At 63.0% G+C, this 22554-nt stretch carries 20 protein-coding genes and 1 pseudogene; 10 read left to right on the top strand and 11 right to left on the bottom strand.

Going from position 1 to position 22554, the window contains the following annotated elements; all coding sequences use genetic code 11:
• From VFE81_RS08310 to VFE81_RS08285, 6 genes are all read left to right on the top strand, one after another.
• Nucleotides 1-246 (top strand): hypothetical protein, encoded by a 246-nt coding sequence (locus tag VFE81_RS08310; RefSeq protein WP_414695565.1) that lies wholly within the window; start codon nt 1-3, stop codon nt 244-246.
• A gap of 489 nt (nt 247-735) precedes the next feature.
• Nucleotides 736-987, top strand: a complete 252-nt coding sequence (locus tag VFE81_RS08305) for a hypothetical protein (protein WP_007178686.1) — start codon at nt 736-738, stop codon at nt 985-987.
• 338 nt (nt 988-1325) lie between these two features.
• Nucleotides 1326-2315, top strand: coding sequence for a DedA family protein/thiosulfate sulfurtransferase GlpE (locus tag VFE81_RS08300; protein WP_325044142.1), 990 nt, complete (start codon nt 1326-1328; stop codon nt 2313-2315).
• Nucleotides 2316-2407: 92 nt separating this feature from the next.
• Nucleotides 2408-4120: an FAD-dependent oxidoreductase gene (locus tag VFE81_RS08295; protein ID WP_325044141.1), complete on the top strand. Its 1713-nt coding sequence runs from the start codon at nt 2408-2410 to the stop codon at nt 4118-4120.
• A 269-nt stretch (nt 4121-4389) separates the two neighbouring features.
• Nucleotides 4390-4665 carry a hypothetical protein gene (locus tag VFE81_RS08290; protein WP_325044140.1) on the top strand — a complete coding sequence of 92 codons (276 nt, stop codon included), beginning with the start codon at nt 4390-4392 and terminating at the stop codon, nt 4663-4665.
• A gap of 204 nt (nt 4666-4869) precedes the next feature.
• Nucleotides 4870-6093, top strand: a complete 1224-nt coding sequence (locus VFE81_RS08285; protein WP_325044139.1) for a winged helix-turn-helix domain-containing protein — start codon at nt 4870-4872, stop codon at nt 6091-6093.
• 22 nt (nt 6094-6115) lie between these two features.
• Here VFE81_RS08285 and VFE81_RS08280 read toward each other — a convergent pair whose 3' ends face one another.
• From VFE81_RS08280 to VFE81_RS08270, 3 genes are all read right to left on the bottom strand, one after another.
• The gene (locus VFE81_RS08280; protein ID WP_325044138.1) at nt 6116-6715 is read right to left on the bottom strand and encodes a LysE family translocator; all 600 of its coding nucleotides are present in this window, start codon (nt 6713-6715) and stop codon (nt 6116-6118) included.
• Nucleotides 6716-6832: 117 nt separating this feature from the next.
• Nucleotides 6833-7090, bottom strand: a complete 258-nt coding sequence (locus VFE81_RS08275; RefSeq protein ID WP_325044137.1) for a hypothetical protein — start codon at nt 7088-7090, stop codon at nt 6833-6835.
• A gap of 193 nt (nt 7091-7283) precedes the next feature.
• Nucleotides 7284-7970, bottom strand: coding sequence for a helix-turn-helix transcriptional regulator (locus VFE81_RS08270; protein ID WP_414695564.1), 687 nt, complete (start codon nt 7968-7970; stop codon nt 7284-7286).
• A gap of 65 nt (nt 7971-8035) precedes the next feature.
• Between VFE81_RS08270 and VFE81_RS08265 the strand changes: the two genes are divergently transcribed.
• Nucleotides 8036-9463, top strand: coding sequence for an MFS transporter (locus tag VFE81_RS08265; protein WP_325044135.1), 1428 nt, complete (start codon nt 8036-8038; stop codon nt 9461-9463).
• On the top strand, nt 9460-10452 hold the full coding sequence (locus tag VFE81_RS08260) for a LysR family transcriptional regulator (RefSeq protein WP_325044134.1): 993 nt from the start codon (nt 9460-9462) through the stop codon (nt 10450-10452). The genes VFE81_RS08265 and VFE81_RS08260 overlap by 4 nt, the downstream gene beginning before the upstream one ends.
• 196 nt (nt 10453-10648) lie before the next feature.
• On the opposite strand, the gene VFE81_RS08255 is transcribed toward VFE81_RS08260, so the two are convergent.
• The gene (locus tag VFE81_RS08255; RefSeq protein ID WP_325044133.1) at nt 10649-10915 is read right to left on the bottom strand and encodes a LysR substrate-binding domain-containing protein; all 267 of its coding nucleotides are present in this window, start codon (nt 10913-10915) and stop codon (nt 10649-10651) included.
• Here VFE81_RS08255 and VFE81_RS28955 point away from each other — a divergent pair.
• Nucleotides 10902-12330: pseudogene (locus VFE81_RS28955) on the top strand (MFS transporter). The gene VFE81_RS08255 and the pseudogene VFE81_RS28955 overlap by 14 nt on opposite strands.
• A gap of 98 nt (nt 12331-12428) precedes the next feature.
• On the opposite strand, the gene VFE81_RS08240 reads toward VFE81_RS28955, so the two are convergent.
• The 5 genes from VFE81_RS08240 to VFE81_RS08220 form a co-directional block, all read right to left on the bottom strand.
• Nucleotides 12429-13631 carry an ABC transporter ATP-binding protein gene (locus VFE81_RS08240; RefSeq protein ID WP_325044130.1) on the bottom strand — a complete coding sequence of 401 codons (1203 nt, stop codon included), beginning with the start codon at nt 13629-13631 and terminating at the stop codon, nt 12429-12431.
• Nucleotides 13628-14281: an ABC transporter permease gene (locus VFE81_RS08235; protein WP_325044129.1), complete on the bottom strand. Its 654-nt coding sequence runs from the start codon at nt 14279-14281 to the stop codon at nt 13628-13630. The genes VFE81_RS08240 and VFE81_RS08235 overlap by 4 nt, the downstream gene beginning before the upstream one ends.
• A 14-nt stretch (nt 14282-14295) precedes the next feature.
• On the bottom strand, nt 14296-15192 hold the full coding sequence (locus VFE81_RS08230; RefSeq protein WP_325044128.1) for a glycine betaine ABC transporter substrate-binding protein: 897 nt from the start codon (nt 15190-15192) through the stop codon (nt 14296-14298).
• Nucleotides 15189-15905, bottom strand: coding sequence for an ABC transporter permease (locus tag VFE81_RS08225; protein ID WP_325044127.1), 717 nt, complete (start codon nt 15903-15905; stop codon nt 15189-15191). The genes VFE81_RS08230 and VFE81_RS08225 overlap by 4 nt, the downstream gene beginning before the upstream one ends.
• Before the next feature lie 742 nt (nt 15906-16647).
• Entirely contained in the window at nt 16648-17547 is a 900-nt protein-coding gene (locus tag VFE81_RS08220) for a DMT family transporter (protein WP_325044126.1), read from the bottom strand.
• Between the two features lie 143 nt (nt 17548-17690).
• Between VFE81_RS08220 and VFE81_RS08215 the strand changes: the two genes are divergently transcribed.
• The gene (locus VFE81_RS08215) at nt 17691-18629 is read left to right on the top strand and encodes an AraC family transcriptional regulator (protein ID WP_414695563.1); all 939 of its coding nucleotides are present in this window, start codon (nt 17691-17693) and stop codon (nt 18627-18629) included.
• 106 nt (nt 18630-18735) lie between these two features.
• On the opposite strand, the gene VFE81_RS08210 is transcribed toward VFE81_RS08215, so the two are convergent.
• Both VFE81_RS08210 and VFE81_RS08205 read right to left on the bottom strand, forming a co-directional pair.
• Nucleotides 18736-21756 carry an FAD-binding and (Fe-S)-binding domain-containing protein gene (locus VFE81_RS08210; protein WP_325044124.1) on the bottom strand — a complete coding sequence of 1007 codons (3021 nt, stop codon included), beginning with the start codon at nt 21754-21756 and terminating at the stop codon, nt 18736-18738.
• Nucleotides 21757-21780: 24 nt separating this feature from the next.
• Complete coding sequence (locus VFE81_RS08205; protein ID WP_325044123.1) at nt 21781-22530, bottom strand: 2-keto-4-pentenoate hydratase; 750 nt, start codon at nt 22528-22530, stop codon at nt 21781-21783.
• Nucleotides 22531-22554: the final 24 nt, after the last annotated feature.

Below are 22554 nucleotides of genomic sequence, written 5' to 3'. Positions count from 1 at the left end.
TTGAAGGCACCGCGAAACGCATCCGGCACCAGTTTTCACGGCTACTCGGCCTTCATCGCCGTCTCGGGCTTTACACGCGACGAACTGATTGGCCAGCCACATAACCTGATCCGCCATCCGGACATGCCGCGCGCTGCCGAAGCGTTGTACGCGCGAATCCGCACCGGCGAATCGCGCGCGTTCAAATTGCATCGCGGCGTGATAGTCCGCGCGGAATCGCGCACAAGGTCGAGCAGGAAGAATTGACATTGATCTGATAGATCGGCGTTACTCCCACCTCGACAGCCTGGAATTGGCGCATCAGGATGGAAGCGTCAGCGCCCAATTGGTTGCAAGGGCAGGCTGACCCAAGTAACAACGGCGTTTAGCAGCCCGTCCTTTCAAGGACGGGCTATTTTTTGCCCATTGTTTCTCGCGTTGCGTCCGGCTCTAACCGACGCGCGCGTCAGCACCATGACAGCCGGGGAGAAGGATTGCACCGCCACGGCGCATGAAAAATGCGTCCGTCGTTGCGGGGAGTCGCGTTAAACTGGTTGTCACAGTCGGGCGCCAAGGCGCGCGCTGGCCGGTGGGCCTCGCCAGCTATTGGCCAATACAGCGCAGCGCGGCGCCCCGGCAAGCAGATAGGTGGGCGGGCAGATTCCCTGGGTGTGAGCGCGTCACGACAGACGGCGCGCCAACCTGGCAGTACGCCCGTACAATGGTTCGATCAACAACGGAACAAGGACAACCTCGATGCGCACTACCGGGTCCTCCGGGTCAATGGCCCTCCTCACCGAATACGACGACGCAACGGCGCGCGAACTCCGCTCGCTGCGCCTCGAATCGACAGAAGACGGCAAAGGCATTCTTCTGATCGAGGTCGATGAGCGCAAGCCAGGCATTCACCGCGAAGTGCGCTACGAAATCACGCCTGCCGAACTGATTGCGGCAATTCGCGCGCATGGCGCGGAGTTGCCGGGCGAACAGCACAATCACCGTCAGTAAAGCCGCCGCGCACGGTATCGCGTTCAAGCGCGAATACCGTGTGCCGCTTCTGCACCGCCAACTCTGATTTGCGACCCGCAGAAAGTCCTACGGACGTCCGTAGGGCACGATTCGCCACTCACTTGCCACGAACGCTTCAACCCATTTCGCTTTATTCCATTCACGCTTCTATTCCGCGCCGTTAACCCGCCAGGCAAGCCACAGCCGCGCTTTTAACACGCGAATAATGGGCCGCTTTTCCGGACATTTGCACGTCTTGAAAATGCGTCCATAATCCTTACATCCTCCCTTGCTTTCCCTACCTGCGCCGTGCTCGAAAGGGCTGCGGATGTAAGCCGATGCTACATGATCTCGTCGAGCAATATGGACCGGCGCTCGTTTTCGCCAACGTGCTGGCCGCCTCGCTCGGGCTGCCGGTGCCGGCGATGCCGTCGCTCGTGCTGTTTGGAGCGATGGCGGCCATGCATCCCGGGTCAGTGGGCACGCAACTGATGCCGGTCCTTGTATTGTCGATATTCGCCACCCTGATCGGCGACAGCGCCTGGTATCTCGCCGGCCGTCTGTACGGCGGCAATACGCTGAAAACGATCTGCCGTCTTTCGCTGTCACGCGATACCTGTGTAAAAAAGACCGAACGCTTTTTCGGCCGCTGGGGTGTGCGCGTGCTGGCGGTGGCGAAGTTCGTGCCGGGCCTGTCGATCGTGTCGATTCCAATGGCCGGCGCGATGGGCACACGCTATCGTACGTTCCTCACTTACGACGGCGTCGGCGCCGCCTTGTGGTCGGGTACGGGTTTGATCATCGGCGCGCTGTTCGCCCGGCAGATCGACATGCTGTTCGCCATGGCCGGACGCCTCGGGCGCACGGCCGCGCTGGTGGTCATCGCACTGCTCCTGCTGTATGCAGCCTATCGCTGGATTCGCCGGCGCCAACTGATTTCCAAGCTTGCGACCCAGCGGATCGAAGTTGAGGAGCTGGCGGCGCTGGTGGCAGCCGGCAAGACGCCGGTACTGTTCGATATCCGCTCGCAGGAAAAGCGCGCGCTCGACCCGTTCGTGATTCCGGGCTCGCAATTCGCCGACGAGCGGCAACTCGACGAGATCGTCGCGACGTACCCGCACGATCAGAAGGTGGTGATCTACTGTTCATGCCCAAATGAAATATCCGCGGCATGGATGGCCAAGCAGATGAACGAAGCCGGCTTCGCTGACGTGCTGCCGTTGCGCGGCGGCATGGAAGCCTGGCGCGACTCGGGCAAGACAGTGGACGCACTGCCCATGCCGCCGCCCGCGGTGGCGGTCGACGATATCGCGCCGAAGGCCGTGTAGCGCAGCAGCGCATTCATATCGGCGCCCTCGCGCGCCCGCGCCGCTTCGCCCCCGTGTCGATCAATCAGGATGAACACAGAAGGAGCGGTTCAATGCTGTCGACTCAAGAAACAGAAGGGCAACAAGCCGTCGTCGCCGACGCGCCGTTTTCGTCGCTCGCAACGCGCATGCATCAGATGTTCCCCGAACTCACGTGTGCAGAGATCGATCGTCTGCGCCGGTTCGGCGAGGTGGGCCACTGGGAAGCTGGTGAGCTGCTGTTCGAGACCGGCCACACCGGCCCAGGCATGTTCGTGATGTTGAATGGGCGCGTGAAGGTTTATCAGCGCGATGGCATCGGGCGCGAAGTCGTGATTGCAGAGCATGGCGCGGGGCATTTCCTCGCCGAAGTCGGCCAGTTGTCCGGAAGGCCTGCTCTGGTCAACGGCATGGCCGTGAGCCCGGTCGACGCGTTACTGATTCCGCCAGCCATGCTGCGCGCATTGATTGTCGCCGAGGCCGAACTGGGCGAGCGCATCATGCGCGCGCTGATTCTGCGGCGCGTCTCGCTGATCGAAAAGGGCGCGGGCGGTCCGATCCTGATCGGCAACAGCAGCGACGCGCGGCTCGTGATGTTGCAGGGCTTCCTGTCGCGCAACGGCCATCCTCACTCGGTCATCGACGAACGCGACGAAGACGCGCTGCGTCTGATCGAGCAGTTCGCCGCGCAGAAAGAAGACATGCCGCTGGTGATCTGCCCGGACGGCTCGGTGCTGCGTCATCCGAGCATGCCGGAACTCGCCACCTGTCTCGGCTTGCTGCCCGATCTCGACGATTCGCATGTGTATGACGTCGCGATCGTCGGCGCGGGGCCGGCCGGCCTCGCCACGGCCGTGTACGCGGCGTCCGAAGGACTCTCGGTCATCGTGCTCGACAGCCGCGCGCCGGGCGGCCAGGCGGGCGCCAGTTCGCGGATCGAAAACTATCTCGGCTTTCCGACCGGCATCTCCGGTCAGGCGCTGGCGGGCCGCGCGTTCGTGCAGGCGCAGAAATTCGGCGCGCACGTCGCGATTCCGGTCCATGTGAAGGCGCTGCATTGCGCGGAGTCGCCGTATCGGCTGGAGCTCAAGTGCGGCGGCCAGATCACCTCCCGCGCGATTGTGATCGCAAGCGGTGCGGTCTATCGGCGCCCCGCGCTCGAAGGGCTCGACCGCTTCGACGGGCGCGGCGTCTATTACTGGGCGTCGCCGGTCGAGGCGAAGCTGTGCAAGCGCCAGGAGATCGTGCTGGTGGGCGGCGGCAATTCGGCGGGCCAGGCGATCGTCTATCTGGCGACGCACGCGGCCAAGGTTCACGTGTTGATCCGCCGAAGCGGCTTTGAAGCGACCATGTCGCGCTATCTGATCGACCGCATCCGTTCGCTGCCAAATGTGTTCGTGCATCCGCATTCGGAGGTCGGCCGGCTCGAGGCGGACGAAATCGGGCTGGCGTCGGTCTCGTTGAAGAAGCCGCTGCCGGACGGCACCCAAAGCTTCGATACGCGGCATCTGTTCCTGTTCACCGGTGCGGATCCGAATACCGACTGGCTGCGCACCTGCGGCGTGGAGCTGGACGACAAAGGCTTCGTGCTGACCGGCATCAGCGTGGACGGCGCATCCATCTGCGATCTCCGTACGACTGTCGAAGGCGTGTATGCGATCGGCGACGCGCGCGCCGGGTCGACGAAACGCGTCGCGGCGGCGGTCGGAGAGGGTGCGGCGGTGGTCGCGCAGATCCATCAACTGCTGGCGGTATCGGCTGGCGAAGCCGTGGCTTTGGGCGCCTGACGCGGCTGAAACGCCTGAAACGGCCCGCCGGCGCCGGAATGGCGCTGGCGGGTAATCTGCTGTTACACACGCCTGCAACTGGTTGCACCTGTCTTGCTTTCTGTCTCGTAATATTGCCGTCAGCCATTCGACAGCGAATGGCAAGCTCTTTCGACCGCAATTTTGCATGGGACCAGAGTAAGCGCTAAAGCGCTAACTCTGGTCGACAGCTTTGCATGGGACCAGAGTAAGCGCTAAAGCGCTAACTCTGGTCGACACAGGAGACAAGCATGATCCAACGCGCGATCGTTTTCGCCGCCTTCGGCATTGCCGCCGCCTGCGCATCAACCGCCGCCCTGGCCCGGGTGGACGTCGGCGTGTTCGTCAATACACCCGGCCCCATATATGCCCCGCCGCCCGTGATGTATGCGCCGCCGCCGGTCGTTTATGCACCGCAACCGGCGTATGGCTATGGCTATCGCGGCGATTACTACCGCGGGTATCGTGGGCACCGTGATCATGGCCGCCACCGCGGCTGGGATCGCCATCATGGGCACGGCCGGTAACGTCGGTTCACGACGTGCCGCGCGCCGGGTTCCGCTTTGGGTAGCGCCTCTTTATGCCATTCCTTTTCGCCTGCACTAGCGTCGCCCCGCAGGCCGATTCGTCTGCCGTATTCACGCTACAGTAGCGACTGCTGATCCAGGCCGGATCTCGCGTCCGCTCCCTTCGCAGTCACTCATTGATCAAAGCCCGTGACCGACGCCCGCGTGAAGACCCTTCCGCTATCCGCCGCGCGCACCTTGCATCTGGCCGCGCAAGGTTTGTTGACGCCGCCGCGCCGCAAGGCTGTCAAAGCCGACGTGCTCGACGCGATCCGCCGCATGGCGCAATTGCAGATCGACACAATCCACGTCGTCGCGCGCAGTCCCTATCTCGTGCTGTTCAGCAGGCTCGGCGCGTATCCGCAGCAATGGCTCGACGAGCATCTCGCCGAAGGCAAGCTGTTCGAATACTGGTCGCATGAAGCCTGTTTCGTACCGACCGAAGACTACGGCTTGCTGCGCCACCGCATGCTCGACCCGAGCGGCATGGGCTGGAAATACGCGGCTGAGTGGCACAAGAAGTATCGCAAGGACATCGACAAACTGCTCGCCCATATCCGTGCGACGGGTCCCGTGCGTTCAGCGGACTTCGCCCGCGAAGCGGGCAAGGGCAACGGCTGGTGGGACTGGAAGCCGGAGAAGCGCCATCTGGAAGTGTTGTTCGCAATCGGGCAATTGATGGTGGCCGAGCGGCGCAATTTTCATCGCGTCTACGATCTGACCGAACGCGTGTTACCGGACTGGGACGACGCGCGCGACCTGCCGCCGCGGGAATCCGTCACCGAGGAAGCGTTGCGCCGTACCTGCCGCGCGCTCGGCGTTGTGCGCGCCGATTGGGTCGCCGATTACTACCGGCTGCCGCGCCGTTCCTATCGCGACGAACTGCGCGCGCTCGCCGATCGGGGCGAGCTGATCCCGGTGCAAGTGGAAGGCTGGAAGCAGGACACCTTCGTCCATCATGAATTCGCGCCGATGATCGACGACGCGGCAACCGGCAAGCTCGCTTCAACCGTCACCACGGTGCTGTCGCCGTTCGATCCGGTGGTGTGGGACCGCAAGCGCGCCGCCGCGCTCTTCGACTTCGACTATGCGATCGAATGCTACACACCCGCGGCGAAGCGCAAATACGGCTACTTCGTGTTGCCGCTTTTGAGCCGGGGACGCCTGGTCGGCCGCGTGGATGCGAAAGCGCATCGGACCAACGGCGTGTTCGAACTCAAATCGCTGCACATCGAACCCGGCGTGCGACTCAGTGCGAGGCTTGCGGGCGATCTGCGCCGCGCGTTGCAACGCTGTGCGGACTGGCACGGCACACCGCAACTGGATATCACGTCCGCGCCGCCGGAATGGCTTGAGGCGATGAGCGTGGACAGCAGTCTGGAAGCGTAAACGCGCGGCACAAGACGCGCTCTTAATGCAACGCCGCCCATGCAAGCGACAAGGAAAACACACCCAGCACAATTGACGCGCCGCGCTGCATCTTCACCGGATTCAGCCAGGTGAGTTTGCCGCTGCCAAGCGCCGCGCCGAACGCGATCCACGCAAGCGCGATCGGCACCAGCAGGCAGGCGAATATCAGCATCGCCATCGCATAGGCGGGCCCATGCGTGAACGCGATGGAAGGAAAGATCGTACCGGCGAACAACAAGCCTTTCGGGTTGAGCAGCGTCGCGACGAATAGCGTGCGCATGCCGCTCGCCCGCTGCGTCGAATCGGGCAGGGCTACCGCCGCGCGCCACATATCGACAGCGAGATACGCGATGTACACGCCGGCCGCCACGCGCAACAGCGACGGCAACCACGGCAACGCATGCGCGGCTTGCGCGAGAAAATGTCCCCACACTGAAATCGACACGAGATAGCCGGCCAGTTCAGCGGCGATCAGCGGCAAAGAAAGCCGCACGCCTTGACGCAAACCGGCCGCCGCGAGCAGCGTATTGGTCGGACCCGGCGTAATCAACACCACGATGATGCCGACAGCCAGCAACGCGAGAGCAGACGAGGAAAGCATAAAAAAGGCGCAATGTTGGAAACAATGCGCCTTTTTATCACAGAGCACCGCGCCGCCGAAATGCGGCGGCGATTACGATGCGTAACCATGCCACCCGCAGGCGGCGCGCCACTGCCTTCAGTGGTCGAGCTTCGCGCGCAATTCGCGAGCGGCTTCCAGCAATCCCTCATAACCCGAACGTGCGTGCTCAGGCAGATCGGGATCGCCGACGAACGCGCCGAGGGTTTCGATCAGACTATACAGAATGCCCTTTGCGGCACCCGAAGCAATGCTGCCGGAGGAGACCTGCTGGTCCACGTGACTGAGCGCTGCATCGAGGTGTTCCAGGTCGGGCCGGTCGCCCGTGGGCGGCTTAGGCGTTACGTCTTGCGTCATGATGAAACTTCTCTCCGTTGATACACCCGTGAACAAAACCATCCTTTCACGTTGTTATATACCGATCGTGCGCTGGCGTCTATTCGTGATCGGACCCAGCGCGATCCGCCCTGATCTACGTTAAGGCGACCATCGATACATCAGGATTTTCGCGCGCACGTCGGAGTGCATAACCCTACGCGGCAATGCACCGTTATTTGCTCTTAAGCCTCACGCGATAAGCACATCGTCGCGCGCCGGCAAGCACATGCTCCTCGCGCTCAATCGAGCCTTCCTCGCCGACGATCTCCGCGAACAGTTGCAACTCCGTGCGGCAAAAACCCTGGCAGGTGCGCGCCGCCGCGCAGATCGGACAGTGGTTCTCGAGCAGCAGCCAGTCGCGCCCGTCTTTCTGCAACTCGGCCATATAGCCTTCGGCGCTGCGAAGCTCCGCGAGTCTCGTGAGCCGTGCCTTGAGACCCTTGATCGGCTTGAGCACTGCGAGATAGTTCGCACGCGTTTCTATCGCACGCTGACCGATCAATTTGTCGAGCCCCTCTTCGCCGAATAGATGGCGGATCGAGCCGAGCAATTGCACGGTCAGTTGCGGATGCATATCTGGAAAGCGTGCGTTGCCTGCTTCCGTCAAACCCCAGCTTTGACTCGGCCTCCCGGGCCCTGCCTGCGACGCCTGGTGTCCTTCGATCAAACCGCCTGTCAGCAGCTTCTGGATCTGCTGCCGCGCGGCTTCGACCGTGATGCCGAGTTCGCCCGCGATCGACGCCGTCGACAAAGGTCCCTGCGTTTTCAACAGATTCAGGATGCGATCCACCGGCGCAGCAGCCGACACGGCTGGCGCGATCACAGGTGAATTTTCCAAGCTTTCATTTGCATATCTCATCGAGGCACATTATTATCCAAGCCAATACTTGCATAATAAGCCAGCCTCGCGCGGCTGTCCATGATATGAAAAATCTGCAATCGGATGTGCCGGCCTGGAGCGATCTGCTCAGCGGCAGTAACGGCTGGCGAGCATTGGGCCTCGCAGGCGGTGTCGCGCTGCATGCCACCAACGTATATGTGGCGACGACGATCCTGCCGTCGGTGGTGCATGACATCGGCGGGCTCGAACTGTACGCGTGGAACACGACGCTGTTCGTAGTCGCATCGATTCTCGGCTCGGTGTTGTCGGTGCGCCTGCTCGCGATGCTCGGCGCGCGCTCCGCGTACTTCAGCGCGCTGGCAGTGTTCGCGCTCGGCACCGTCGTGTGCGCGAGTGCACCGTCAATGCAGTGGATGCTCGTCGGCCGCACGCTGCAAGGTCTCGGCGGCGGCATTCTGCTCGCCCTCAGTTACGCGCTGATTCGCGTGGTGTTCGAAGAGCGTCTGTGGCCGCGTGCGATGGGGCTCGTGTCGGGCATGTGGGGCGTGGCGACGCTATGCGGGCCCGCGGTCGGTGGAATCTTCGCGCAGCTCGGCGATTGGCGGCTCGCGTTCTGGGTGTTGCTGCCGGTCGTGCTACTGCTCGCCCTGATCGTGCATCGCGAGGTGGATGACAAACGCGCCCACGGTGAAGCCGCTCAGCCGATCCCGTTGCTCAAGGTCAGCTTGCTCGGGGCTTCGGTATTGGTGATCTCGCTCGCCGCATTAACCGAAGATATGCGCTGGAACGCGCTCGGCGTGATCGCCGGCCTCGGCTTCGTATGGCTGCTCGCAAGACTCGAACATAGCGACGCCCGCACGCGCTTGTTGCCGAGCGGCTCGTTCTCGATTCGCACGCGGATCGGCAGCATCTACGCTTGCATGAGCCTGCTCGGTATCGGCGTGACCAGTGAAATCTTTGTACCGTATTTCTTGCAGACGATCCATGGACGCTCGCCGCTGGCCGCCGGTTATCTGACCGCATTGATGGCGGCGGGCTGGTCGGTCGGCTCGATGTTCAGCGCCGGCCGCTCCGCCACCGCCGCGCAGCGTTTGAGCCGCGCCGGTCCGGTACTCGCGGCATTCGGACTCGCAGCGCTCGCGTGGCTGATGCCGATAGCAGGTTTGTTCGATGGCTTGCCGGGCACGGTCGCATTGTGCGCGGCGCTCACGAGCGTTGGGCTGGGTGTCGGGATCGGCTGGCCGCATCTGCTCACGCGTGTCTTTACCGCCGCGCGGCCGGGCGAAGAAAACCTCGCGTCACTTTCGATCACCACCATTCAACTGTTCGCGATGGCGTTCGGCTCGGCGCTCGCGGGCCTCGTCGCGAACGGCGCCGGTCTGACGACCCTCGCCCCGCTGCCCGGTGCGCAACACACCGCGCTCTGGCTGTTCGCGACGTTCGCGCTCGCGCCGCTGCTCGCTGCGGGGCTGACTCGCTACGCGCCGCGTCTCACTGGAGAAGCATTGTGATAGACCGAGTACAAGCCATGCGGATCTTTGTGCGGATCGTCGATGCCAGCAGCTTCACGCGCGCCGCCGAGTCGCTCGACATTCCGCGCGCCACCGCGACGACCACCGTGCAAGCGCTCGAGTCCCTGCTCGGCGTGCAGTTGCTGGTACGCACAACGCGCAAGGTCACGCTAACCGCTGAAGGCGCCGCCTACTACGAACGCTGTGCGCAGATTCTCGCCGCAATCGAAGAAGTCGAGTCGGGCCTGTTCAACAGCTCGGAGAATCTGCGTGGCCGCTTGCGCGTCGCGATGCCCGGCATGATCGCCGCGTCGATCGTGGTGCCCGCCCTGGCCTCGTTTCGCGCGCTGCATCCGCATGTCGAACTGGCGCTCGGCGTGAGTCATCGCACGCTCGATCTGGTCGGCGAGAGCGTGGATTGCAGCATTGAGTTGGGCGAGTTGCCCGACTCCCGGCTGCTGGTACGCCGCCTCGGGTTGCTCGAACGCGTCACCTGCGCGAGCCCCGCGTATCTCGCGCGATTCGGCGAGCCGCGTCACCTGGACGATCTCTCGGATCACGTCGCGATCAACTGGCTGTCGACGCAAACCGGCCGGCGCGTGGACTTCGACTTCAGCGTGGCGGCGCGGGCGAGCAAGGTGAAAGTGGACGGCTTCATTCAGGTGAACGACGAACACACGTATCTCGCGTGCGGGCTCGAAGGGCTGGGACTGATTCAGCCTGGGCGCGCCGCCGCTGCGCCGTATCTTGCATCCGGACAGTTGGTCGAGGTCCTGCCGAAGTGCAAGCCGACACCCATCGCCATCTCTGTGACGTATGTAAAAAGCCGGCAGATTTCACCGCGCGTGCGAGCTTTTGTCGACTGGCTCGCCGAGGTATTCGAAAACACTCCGGGAATGGTTAAGGCCGCGCTACCGCTGGCCACCCCGCCAGCGTGGCCGGTGCTCGATGCGCAGGGGACGCACGGACTCAATACGGCGTCGCCCTAAGTGCATCGACGAGTGCATCGATATGCGAATACGAATTGACGTGCACTAGCGCGTCTCAACGCGCCTGTGCGAATTCCTCCGCTACCGCCGCAATCAGTACCTGCATCCGCGCGGTCTTGTACAGATCGGCATGCGCGACCGCCCAGACATCGAATGGCTCCGCTCGATGCGGCATGACGCGCACCAGTTCCGGTTCTTAATCGGCGCGAAAACACGGCAGCTCGGCGATACCGAAGCCGGCCAGGGCCGCTTCGAACAGCATCGCCGTGGATTGCGTCTGGAACACGAGACGCCCGCGCGAAGTCGGCTCGCCGCACAAAGCCGCCCACATCGACGGCAAGACCGGCTGTTGATACATCACCAGATCGTGACCGTCGAATGCCTCGCCTTCGCGCGGCTCGCCGCGTGCGGCAACATATTCGCGCGACGCGTAAATACCGACCTCTGCGATGACCGAATGCACCGCTGAACAACCGCTGCCCGCCGCGCTTGCCGACACGGCGCGGCAGGCCGAACGTCCGCGCCTGACGTTAGCGTTGGTGGCGAGCGGCATGTTCATGGCCGTGCTCGACATCACCATCGTCAACGTCGCCCTGCCGGCGATGCACACCAGCCTGGGCGCGTCCGTGGGCGGTCTCGCGTGGATCGTCGACGCGTACACGCTGAGCTTCGCTGCGTTGATCCTCGCGGGCGGCGTCGCCTCCGACCGCTTCGGTGCGAAGGCGGTGTATCTGTGGGGACTTGCGTTGTTCGTCGCCGCCTCCGCGGCTTGCGGACTGGCGCCGAACGTCGACGCGCTGGTTGTTGCGCGTTTCGTGCAGGGCAGCGGCGCGGCGCTGTTCCTGCCGGCGTCGCTCGCCATCGTGCGCAGCACCTTCGACGACCCTGTCGAACGCGGCCGCGCCATCGCGGCGTGGGCCGGGATTGCCTCCGTGGCGGCGGCGATCGGGCCGGTGCTCGGTGGCCTCCTCGTACAAGGCTTCGGCTGGCTCAGCGCGTTTCTGATCAACGTGCCGACCGGGCTGCTTGCGTTCGCGGGCGCATGGGTCGTCGTGCGTCATTCGACGCGCAGCGTCGGCCGCCGTTTCGACTGGAGTGGGCAATTGGCGAGCATCGTCGCGCTCGGGGCGCTCTGTTATGCCGCGATCGAATTGCCGTCGCGCGGGATCGCTGCCCGCGAGGTGTGGGGCGCGGCACTGCTCGCCGTGCTGGCAACGCTGACGCTCGTTGCCGTCGAGCGCCGCGCGCATCATCCGATGGCCGGTCGAGTGGTTTAGAAACCGTATGTTCGTCACGATGAATGCGATGGGCACGCTCGTCTACGTCGGCTACTTCGGATTGTTGTTCGGGTTGAGCCTGTATCTGCACGGCGAATTCGGTTTCAACGCGCGGCAGATCGGTCTGACGCTGTTGCCGCTCGCCGGCAGCCTGTCGCTCGGCAACGTGCTAGCCGGCAAGCTGCATGGACGCTTCACAGCGACGCAGTTCATGACAACGGGACTCGTACTGGCCGCGATTGCGGTACCGGCGATGGCCATGAGTCTGGAATGGCGCGCGCCGTGGGTCGTCACGTATGCGGCAATGGTGATGTTCGGCGGCGGTACGGCCTTGTCGGTGCCGCCGATGATTTCGACGGTGCTGGAACAGGTGCCCGGAGAGCTGGCCGGCGTGGCCTCGGGTTTGCTGAATGCGTTGCGGCAGGCGGGAGGGCTTGTCGGTGTCGCGATGGCGGGTGCGGCGACGATTTTGGCGCCGCATGTGTCGACGGCGTTGTGGTGCGTTGTCGGAATGGGCCTGGTCACGTATGCGAGCGCAGCGGTCCTGGCTGCGTTCGCGGCCTTCGCTCCGGCATGGAGCGAAGGCCGGCGTGCGGCTTGAGTTTTTGCTCGTCCGGCGCGGCCGGGTGCTGCCGCGCCATTGCTTGCGGTCGTACCTGGAGCACGCGCCGCCCGGTCAACCTGCGGCCGTTCCGGGCCTCAAGTGTATTCTGACGCCGCAGCTTGAGCAGCCGCCGCTTCCGCCGCAGCCACAGCGGGCGACACGATCGCCGCCTGACCGGTCTGCCGGCGCGAACGGCCCGAACTCAGATAGTCGGCGATCGAATCCTGCGTGACTTCGCCGATGTAGCGGCCGTCGCCATCCAGTACCGGCATCCACGACGAGTTGAACTGATACATCTTCGACAGCACGATGCGCAGATGCTCGTCGGCGCTCACCGTCGCCTTGAACTCGCTCAGATGCTCACCACACACGCCCTGCCCCGCGCGCGCCGCACGGCGCGTCACGTAACCGAGCGCCTGCTGGTTGTCGTCGACGATGGTCAGGTAGCGGCTATCGCTGTCGTCCATCATCTGGAACGCGCGCGTGGCCGGCGTATCGGCACGTGCGGTTTCTGGCTGCGTCGCGGCGTCACCGGCCTTGACCAGCAGCAGGCGCTTCAACGTGCTGTCCTGGCCCACAAACGCGCCGACAAACTCATCACGCGGATGCGCGAGCAGCGTATCCGGATGATCGTATTGCACCAGTTGCCCGCGGCGGAACACGGCAACACGATCGCCGAGCTTGATCGCTTCGTCGATGTCGTGACTCACCATGATCACCGTCTTGTTCAACTGACGCTGCATCTGGAAGAACTCGTTCTGAATCGACTCGCGATTGATCGGGTCGACCGCGCCGAACGGTTCGTCCATCAGCAGCACCGGCGGATCTGCCGCCAACGCGCGAATCACGCCGATCCGCTGCTGCTGCCCGCCTGATAACTCGCGCGGATAACGCTTCAGATACTGCTTCGGATCGAGCGCGACCATCGACATCAATTCCGTCGCGCGTTCGCGGCAGCGCTTCTTGTCCCAGCCAAGCAGACGCGGCACGACCGTGATGTTTTCTTCGATCGTCATATTCGGGAACAGGCCGATCTGCTGGATTACGTAGCCAATGTGACGACGCAGTTCCACTTCGTTCAGGCCCGAGGTGTCCTCGCCGTTGATCAGCACGCGACCTGAGGTCGGCGCGATAAGACGGTTGATCATCTTCAGTGTAGTGGTCTTGCCGCAGCCCGACGGTCCGAGAAACACGCAGATTTCTCCTTCGCCGACGGTGAGGCTCACCGAGTCGACGGCGCGCACCTGCTGGCCGTCTTTCTGCGTAAACGTCTTGGTCAGTTTGTCGAGTTCGATCATGTCTTTTGTACTCCCTTCGGTGTCAGCAAGCGTTGCAGCGCTTGCAGCAGCAAGTCGGCGACGATCGCGAGCACGCTCACGAGTACCGCGCCCACCAGTAGTTTCATCATGTTGCTTTGGCCGATCGCGCGGATGATCAGCGTGCCGAGGCCGCCTGCGCCGATCACCGCGGCGATCGTCATCACGCCGATGTTCATCACCACCGCCGTGCGGACGCCGCCGAGAATCACCGGCACCGCGAGCGGCAAATCGACGAGCCGCAGCCGCTGCCAGTCCGTCATGCCGATGCCGATACCAGCTTCCTTGATGCCGGCGTCCACGTTGCGCAACGCAAGATAGGTGTTGCGCATGATCGGCAGCAACGAGTAGAGGAACACCGCGGTGATCGCCGGTACCGCACCGATGCCCTGGCCAAAGTGTGAGAACACGGGAATCATCAAGCCGAACAGCGCGATCGACGGCAAGGTCAGCACCACGGTTGCGACGCTCAGCAGCGGCGCGGCGAGCCACTCATGTCGATTGATCAGGATACCCAGGGGCACGCCGACGATAATCGCGCAGCCCACAGCAATGCCCACCAGCCAGACGTGTTGCGCGGTGAGTTGTAGCAATTCTGGCCAGTTGGCGGATAGATAGTCGAATACAGTCATATAAAGGTCTCCGCTCAGGGCAGCTTGTGCATGCGCAGGAATTCCGCCGCGACTTCACGCACGGGCTTGCCGTCGATGTCGACCTGCTTGTTCATCTCCAGCATCGCGTCGTTGTTCAGCGCGTCGGATAGCGCGTTCAACTGCGTGGCGAGCTGCGGGTTCTGGTCGAGGACCGGTTTGCGGACCACCGGCGTGGCGTTATACGCGGGGAAATAGTGGCGGTCGTCTTCGAGTGGCACGATGTCGAAGCCCTTCACGCGACCGTCCGTCGTGTAGATCAGACCGATCGACACCTGGTTGTTATGCAATGCGGTGTAGACGAGACCCGGATCCATCTGACGCGTTTCCGCGCGGCTGAACTGCATGCCGTAGGCAGCTTCGAGCGGCTTCAGGCCGTCCGGACGATTGGCGAACTCCGCATCCATCGCGAACACGTGCTTCTTCTTCGGCTCGGCGGCGATTTTCGCGGCGAGTTGCGAGATCGTGCGGATGCCCGTTTGCTGCGCCACCTGCTGCGGCAAACCGAGCGCGTACGTGTTATTCAGCGGCGAGCAGTCGAGCCAGACGAGGCCACGTTTTGCATCGAGTGCTTTCACGCGCTCGTACATCGTCTTCGGATCGAGCTTCTCGGTGATCTTGTTGTAGACGATCGCGGCGGTGCCGGTGTATTCCCACGTGATATCGACCTGGCCGTTCTCCTGCGCACTGCGCAGCAGCGTGCTGCCAAGACCGGTGCGGACATCGATCGTGTAGCCCTTCGAGCGCAGGTACTGCGAGGTGATTTCGGTCAGAACGTATTGCTCGGTGAAGTTCTTGCCACCGAGCACCAAAGTCGCCGCGCTTGCATGGAGGCTCGTGAAGAGCAGCGCGCCGGCTGCGATCCAGCGACTGCGTTTGAACAGATTCATCATGCCGTCACCCCGCGTCGTGCGAGCAGGTAGCGGCTGCCGGCTGAGACGATGCCGTCGAGCACCAGCGCGAGAATCGCGGTGGCCGCCGCGCCGAGCAAAAGCTGCTGCTGATTGTCCAGATAGATGCCCGGGAAGATCAGCGTGCCGAGGCTGTCTGCGCCGATCAGATACGCGAGCGGTGCGCTGCCCACGTTGATCGCGAGCGCCGTACGCACGCCGCCGATGATGATCGGCATCGCGTTGGGCAACTCGACGCGCACAAGCGATTGCCAGCCAGTCATGCCGAGACCGCGGGCGGCTTCACGCAAGGCGGGCGATACGCTTTTCATGCCTTCGTAAGTGTTACGGGTGATCGGCAGCAACGATGCAAGAAACAGCGCGACCAGCGCAGGTATATCGCCGATGCCGAAGATGCCGAGCGCAATCGCCAGCACTGCCAACGATGGGATCGTGTTGCCGATGTTGAAGATTTGCATGAAGCGTTCGGCATGACGCGCGAACGACGGGCGGCTGAGCAGCACGCCGCAGGGGATGCCGACAAGTAGTGCGAGGGCCATCGAGTAGCCGACCAGCAGCAGGTGCCGTTTCGTGTAGTAGACGAGATCGGGCGCGTACTGATGCAGTGCGCTGGGGTCGATCGCGCGACACAGCAACGCGACGACAATGCCGATAGCGACAAGACTGCCGATCAGTCTGGCAGGACGTTGAATCATGAAGATGCGCCTCCTGGTTCGAGCGACGCGCGGAAATAGCCACGCCGCACAGGCGTCGTGATGACGCTGCGAATGGGAAGTTCGGGACGCGGCTAGTGCCGCGAATTGAACCGAGTGGTGCCGGGGAGTTTGCTTTTTTCCTCGGCGCGAGGGCGGTGGTTTTGCTTTCGCCTTCGGTGGCTTGCCAGTTTGTTGTTAGCAACCGGCTGGTGCCAGATCCATCGATGATGTGGATAGCTGCGCCAGGCGCGCTTGTCCGTTTTCTAAAGGGGTTTGGGGCCCCTTGGGATTTTTACCTGCGGTGGGCTGGATGCAGTTTGCTGCTAATCTGCAATCAACTCCTTCCAACTTGGGCTATGTAGCTGGGATTTCACGGTTAGGATGCTGCGATTATACGGGCGTTGGGTGGGTTCGTCTACCCATGTGGTTAATCCATAGGTTTTTGGGGCGGCTGTTTGGGCGCATGCGGTTGGGGGCTTTGCCTGTTTTATCTGTTGTTCTGGCTGTGTTCGCGAGGTGCTTTGTCGGTGTTTCCAGGACTGTGCTTTTTCTTGTTTTGTTAGCGGTCTATTCGCGTTGCCTCTGTGCGGGGCGGCACTTACTTTCTTTGCCGCCGGCCGCAAGGAAAGATAAGCAAAGAAAGCCCAATGCCGTGCAGAAGGTCAAGGCGACGATACTCGAACTGTTCGACAGCCTGGGAAAGCGGCCGGAGTGGGCGGCGGCTTAGGGTATCGCCGCGCCCTCAGGAAGCCTTCACCCGCCACACAAAGAGTCGCCGCGTGAGATCGAACGCCACCAGATTCCCCGCCACCACCAGCAGGAGCCCGACCACCGCCAACGCGGACCATCGGTAGCCTTCGAATACCGTCGACGCGGCCAGCGCCACAATCGGAAACAGCACGGTGCAATACGCGGCTCGCTCCGGTCCAATGCGTCCGACCAGCATCAGGTATGCAGTAAAACCAATCACCGAGCCAAACACGGCCAGATAAGCGAGCGCGCCGAGATAACGCGCGTCCGGCTCGATGGAGAAAGAAAAGCCGGCCAGCGCGCTGCCGACCGTCAAGATGCCGGCGCCGATCAGCATCGCCCAGCTATTGGTGGCGAACGGGTGCAAGCCCATCGATTGCATCCGGCTCGACAGCAGATTGCCAGCCGAAAAGCACAAGGTGCCAAGGAACGCGATAGCGAGTCCCAACCACACCGTGTGGTCGCCCAGGTGTCCTGCCATCTGCTGGACGAACAGGCACACGATGCCGACGAGCCCCAACGCCGCACCTGCAATCGCCGACGGCTGCAATGGCCGCCCCATGAAGAGCCGGCCGTTAATCGAATTCAGCAGCGGCGCGGTTGAAAACACCACGGCTACGAGGCCACTCGGCACCACCTGCTCGGCATAGTAGAAGCACAGAAAGTTGAGACAGAAGAGCGCAAGGCCTTGCGCGACCAGGAAGCGCCATGCGGCGCGCGGCGGCCAGATCGGCCGGCGCATGATGCGCAGCAGCGCGAACAGTATCAGCGCCGCGATCCAGAATCGCCACGCAATCGACACAGGCGGCGGCACCGCACCCAATTGCCATTTGATCGCGATCCACGTGGTGCCCCAGATCAGGACGGTGACGGCATAGAGCGAAAGATTCATGACGAAGCCCGTAGCAGCAAAAAGCGGAAGCTCAACTATGCTGCCGCGGCCGCCGCCACACTTGTCCAGGATTGCGCACTTTTTCGGACGGGCGCGCCGCCGGCGACCACTCGCCGTATACTGAGGCTTACCCCTGCCATCGGATGCATCCCGCTCGTTCCGTGAACGCCAGACCGCCCGCCCCCGTGATCGAATCCACCGAAACGCCGTTCGGCCTTCAGTCGGTCTGTCACACGCTGCGCAGCGCCAACGCGAATCTCGAACGGTTCGCGTGGCTCGGCGACCGGCTCGCCATTGCCGTCTGGACCCGCGACACCGAGGAGGCCGAGACGGTCTACGATCGGCCCGGCCATCACACGCTGTCGTGCTATCTGAATGGCGGCTATCGCACCGAGCGGCAGAAGATGCCCGGGCGCTACGGCGCGCCGTCGCGGCTCTGTGCGCTGCCCGGCGAGCATGAATCACGCTGGTGGGTGCGCGGCCACATGCATTTCATGCATCTTTACTTCCTGCCCGAACACTTCACGCAGCGCGCCGTGCAGGAACTCGATCGCGAGCCGCGCGAACTGACGCTTGCCGATCGCACCTATTTCGAAGACGCCCGCATCGCGAGCCTGTGCCAATCGCTTGCCAATGAAGATTGGCAAGGCCCCGACGGCCTGCTGCGGACCAATGAAACCGCGCATCAGGTGTTGAGTCTGCTGCTGCGCGCACAAGGCGTGCGCCGCACGGATGTATCGTTCAAGGGCGGGTTGTCGGTCGCGACGCGGCGGCGCTTGCGCGACTACATCGAGAGCCATCTGGCGCAAACGCTCACGCTCGGCGAGCTTGCCGGCGTAGCGGCGTTGTCGGAATTTCATCTGGCGCGCATGTTCCGCACGTCGTTCGGACTACCGCCCGCTGCATGGATCGCGCAGCAACGACTCGAACGCGCACGCACGCTGCTGCGCACCACGAGACTGTCGCTCGCCCAAGTCGCGGAACAATGCGGCTATGCGAACGCCAGCCATTTCAGCCATCGTTTTCGTGAAAGCGCCGGCGTGGCGCCTGCGGCGTATCGGCAGGTGGTCAGCGCTGCATAAGTGGTTGAGCGCCCTGAGCCAAGCTGCCCTCGGCCTGAACCCCATCTCTTGCCCTAGCCGCGCTGCCCTGCCCTAGGCTGACCTGCACTGGTCAACCCGACAGTTCTCACTGCAAAGCCATCGCCAGCACGCGCGCCACATGGATCGCGTCGATGCCCGTGCCGTCATAAATCTGATGCCGGCAACTCGTGCCGTCCGCGACCATCACGGTATTGCCGTCAATCTTGCGCACCGCGGGCAGCAATGACAGTTCCGCCATCGCCTGCGACGTGGCGTAATGCTCGGCTTCGTAGCCGAAGCTCCCCGCCATCCCACAGCACGACGATTCCACCGTCGACACCTTCAAACCAGGAATCCAGTTCAGTACGGTTTGCACCGGCGTGAACGCGTCGAAGGCCTTTTGATGGCAGTGCCCGTGAACGAGCGCCTGCTCCTTTGCCAATGGCTTCAACGCAAGCTGCAAACGCCCGGCCTTTTCCTCGCGCACCAGAAACTCTTCGAACAGAAACGCCTGCTTCGAAAGCCGCTGTGCTTCCTCGCCGAAGCCATAGTGCAAAAACTCGTCGCGCAACGACAGCAAACACGACGGCTCCAACCCGACGATCGGTACACCACGCTCCACAAACGGCTCGAACAGATCGAGCATACGCCGCGCCTCCTGCTTCGCTTCATCGACCAATCCGGCCGCGAGGAAGGTCCGGCCGCAACACACCGGGCGCTCGCCCTGACGCGTATTGAAGTGGACCGTATACCCGGCAGCCTCCAGCACCTGCTGCGCGGCGCGCGCGTTTTCAGGTTCCATGCTGTTGTTGAACGTATCGACGAACAACAGCACCTCTTTCAGCGCGCCGCCTTGAGCCGGCCGGGCCGTCACGGCATTAGACAGAAACGATTTCTTGAAACGCGGCAACGCGCGTTCGGGCGCGAAACCCACTGAACGCTTGAACCACGCCGACAACACCGGCACGTTGTCCGCCAGTGCCATCAAGCCCGGCACACGGCTCGCCGTTGCCGCATAGCGTGGCATAAAGGCCACCAGCCTGTCACGCAGACGCAGCCCATGGCGCTTGACGCGCGCCGCCCGCGCCTCGATCTTGAACTTCGCCATGTCGACGCCCGTCGGGCAATCGCGCTTGCAGCCCTTGCACGAGACGCACAGGTCGAGCGTGTCCTTGACGTCGTCGCTGGCGAGTCCTGCTTCGCCGAGTTGGCCGGAGATTGCCAGACGCAACGTGTTGGCGCGTCCCCGCGTCACATGTTGCTCATCCTTCGTCACGCGATAACTCGGACACATGGTGCCCGCGTCAAACTTGCGGCAATGGCCATTGTTGTTGCACATCTCGACGGCCTTCGCGAGACCGCCCGACAGATCGTTGCCGCTGCCCGGCTTCGTCTCCTGCCCCGTCAGCGGATCGCGTTCGACGTTCCATGCGGACCAGTCGAGCGCGGTCTCGATGGGACGCGCTTCGTAGCCCGGCGCAAAGCGGAAATTGCGCGCGTCGTCCATCTTCGGCGGACGCACGATCTTGTCGGGATTGAAGCGGTTATCCGGATCGAACAGTGCCTTGATTTCGGTGAACGCCTGATTCAAACGTGGCCCGTATTGCCACGCGACCCATTCGCCCCGGCACAAACCATCGCCGTGTTCGCCGGAATACGCGCCCTTGTATTCGCGCACCAATGCCGCCGCTTCTTCGGCGATGGCGCGCATTTTCACCGCGCCGTCACGTCGCATATCGAGAATCGGCCGTACGTGCAGCGTGCCGACACTCGCATGCGCGTACCAGGTGCCTTCGGTGCCGTTGCGATGGAACACTTCAGTCAGGCGGCTCGTGTATTCCGCCAGATGTTCGAGCGGCACCGCGCAATCTTCGATGAAGGAGACCGGCTTGCCGTCGCCCTTCATGCTCATCATGATGTTCAGCCCGGCTTTGCGGACTTCCCACAGCGCCTTCTGCTCGTTCGCGGCAGGCATCTCGACGACCGAATCAGGCAAGCCCAGATCGGCCATCAACTCAGTGAGTTGTTTGAGCGAAGCAAGTTGCTGGTCACGGTCATCGCCCGCGAATTCCACCAGCAGGATCGCTTGCGGCTCGCCGACCAGCGCCTTCTCGATCACCGGCCGGAAGGCGGGATTGCTCATTGCCAGATCGATCATGGTGCGATCGACCAGTTCGACGGCCACCGGCTTCAGCTTGACGATGTGCTGCGTGAGCGCCATCGACTGCCAGAAGGTCGGGAAGTTGACCACGCCAAGCATCTTATGCGTGGGCAGTCGTGCGAGCTTCAGCGTCAGCTGCCGGCTGAACGCAAGCGTGCCTTCCGAACCGACCAGCAGATGCGCGAGATTCGCGATACCGTCGTCGGTATAGGCGCGCGGGTTCTGGCAATCGAACATGTCGATGTTGTAGCCCGCAACACGACGCAAGACTTTCGGCACGCGCGCCACGATTTCATCGCGCTCACGTTGGGCAATCTGCTTCACGCCTTCCACTATCTGCTGCAGGCGCGCGCCTTGCGGCGCCTCGCGCAATGAGGCGAAACGCGCTTCGCTGCCGTCGGCGAGAATCGCGTCAATCGCGTCGACGTTGTGCACCATGTTGCCGTATTCGATCGAACGCGAGCCGCACGAGTTGTTGCCGGCCATTCCGCCGATCGTGCATTGCGCCGCCGTCGAGACATCGACCGGAAACCACAGGCCGTGCGGCTTCAACCATGCGTTCAGATGGTCCAGCACAACACCCGGTTCGACCGTCACCGTGCGCGCATCGGCATCGAACGCGACGATGTTGTTCAACCACTTGCTGGTGTCGATCACCAGCGCCTCGCCGACGGTCTGGCCGCACTGGCTCGTGCCCGCGCCGCGCGCGAGCAACGGTACCTTCTCGCTTCGTGCAATGTCCAGTGCGATCCGCAGGTCGTCCTGATCGCGCGGCACCACCACGCCGATCGGCGTGATCTGATAGATCGACGCATCGGTGGAGTAACGGCCGCGGCTCGCCGCATCGAACAGCACGTCGCCGCGCAACGACTTGCGCAGATGCTGCGCGAGTGGTGTCGTCAGGCGCGCGGCGGACGGAACAAGATGGATCGGCTTAACGAGTAAAGCAGAAGTGGGGTTCGACATGTCGTCGGCCTATAAGAAAACGGGCTAGTACAGCGTCAGGCTGATTGGCGCGAGCCCTTCAATGCACCCGCTCGCCGTGCCCGCCTTCTGCGGAAAAAACATTCCGGTGTACGAACCGGTGGTGACGACCATCTCCGGTGTGACAGCAATGCCGCGCGACGTGGCGTGATTGACGAGCCATGTCAGCAGGCGTCGCGGATCACCCGCCGGATTGGCGGGTTTTGCCCTGACCTCGTCCTGGCCCTCAAAACTGAATTGCAACGATGGCGCCACAAACGGAAAATCCTCGCGATACGGCGTAAATTCGCCGACGATCAGCGCACCGTGATTCTGCAAATCCGCGAGTTGGGCGAGCTTGTCGACTTTGGGCCATTCTGCATAACGGCTCGCCACGATTTCGATGGTCGCGCCGATCGAGCCGATGCCCGCCAGCACGTCGGCTTCGCTATAGGGTGTCGTGGAAGGCTCGAAGCGGCGGCCGAAACGGAATGCGATCTCCAGTTCGAGCCCCAGCGGCGCGAAGACTTGGCGCGGCAACCGTGCGCCGTCGGCGTGCAAATCGCCCGCAGGCAACGGTGCACCCTGGATCGGGCCGCTGTCGGACTTCGCGCCAATCTTCCAGCCGCCGATCGGCGCGTCCAGGATGCGCAGGATGTCGTGCTGGATCGCGTAGGCAGCGGCGCCATCCGCGGGCGTTTGTTCTGGCGGCAACGCATCGAGCGTCAGGTGATCGCGGCGTGCGTCGGCGAGACGTTGACTCAGTGGTGTAGTCATTTCTTTGAAGGCGAAGGGAGGGAG

It is taken from the genome of Paraburkholderia sp. (genome assembly GCF_035656215.1).
Lineage (GTDB): Bacteria > Pseudomonadota > Gammaproteobacteria > Burkholderiales > Burkholderiaceae > Paraburkholderia.
Note: the sequence above shows the minus strand (reverse complement) of the source record. Positions and strands in the feature narration are given on the sequence as shown.

Coding starts and splice junctions, on each gene's coding strand:
- VFE81_RS08290 (WP_325044140.1), top strand. CDS start 4,390: ATGATCCAACGCGCGATCGTTTTCGCCGCCTTCGGCATTGCCGCCGCC.
- VFE81_RS08235 (WP_325044129.1), bottom strand. CDS start 14,281: ATGACTGTATTCGACTATCTATCCGCCAACTGGCCAGAATTGCTACAA.
- VFE81_RS08215 (WP_414695563.1), top strand. CDS start 17,691: ATGCATCCCGCTCGTTCCGTGAACGCCAGACCGCCCGCCCCCGTGATC.
- VFE81_RS08210 (WP_325044124.1), bottom strand. CDS start 21,756: ATGTCGAACCCCACTTCTGCTTTACTCGTTAAGCCGATCCATCTTGTT.
- VFE81_RS08225 (WP_325044127.1), bottom strand. CDS start 15,905: ATGATTCAACGTCCTGCCAGACTGATCGGCAGTCTTGTCGCTATCGGC.
- VFE81_RS08265 (WP_325044135.1), top strand. CDS start 8,036: ATGAAAAATCTGCAATCGGATGTGCCGGCCTGGAGCGATCTGCTCAGC.
- VFE81_RS08305 (WP_007178686.1), top strand. CDS start 736: ATGCGCACTACCGGGTCCTCCGGGTCAATGGCCCTCCTCACCGAATAC.
- VFE81_RS08280 (WP_325044138.1), bottom strand. CDS start 6,715: ATGCTTTCCTCGTCTGCTCTCGCGTTGCTGGCTGTCGGCATCATCGTG.
- VFE81_RS08295 (WP_325044141.1), top strand. CDS start 2,408: ATGCTGTCGACTCAAGAAACAGAAGGGCAACAAGCCGTCGTCGCCGAC.
- VFE81_RS08275 (WP_325044137.1), bottom strand. CDS start 7,090: ATGACGCAAGACGTAACGCCTAAGCCGCCCACGGGCGACCGGCCCGAC.
- VFE81_RS08240 (WP_325044130.1), bottom strand. CDS start 13,631: ATGATCGAACTCGACAAACTGACCAAGACGTTTACGCAGAAAGACGGC.
- VFE81_RS08270 (WP_414695564.1), bottom strand. CDS start 7,970: ATGAGATATGCAAATGAAAGCTTGGAAAATTCACCTGTGATCGCGCCA.
- VFE81_RS08220 (WP_325044126.1), bottom strand. CDS start 17,547: ATGAATCTTTCGCTCTATGCCGTCACCGTCCTGATCTGGGGCACCACG.
- VFE81_RS08205 (WP_325044123.1), bottom strand. CDS start 22,530: ATGACTACACCACTGAGTCAACGTCTCGCCGACGCACGCCGCGATCAC.
- VFE81_RS08300 (WP_325044142.1), top strand. CDS start 1,326: ATGCTACATGATCTCGTCGAGCAATATGGACCGGCGCTCGTTTTCGCC.
- VFE81_RS08230 (WP_325044128.1), bottom strand. CDS start 15,192: ATGATGAATCTGTTCAAACGCAGTCGCTGGATCGCAGCCGGCGCGCTG.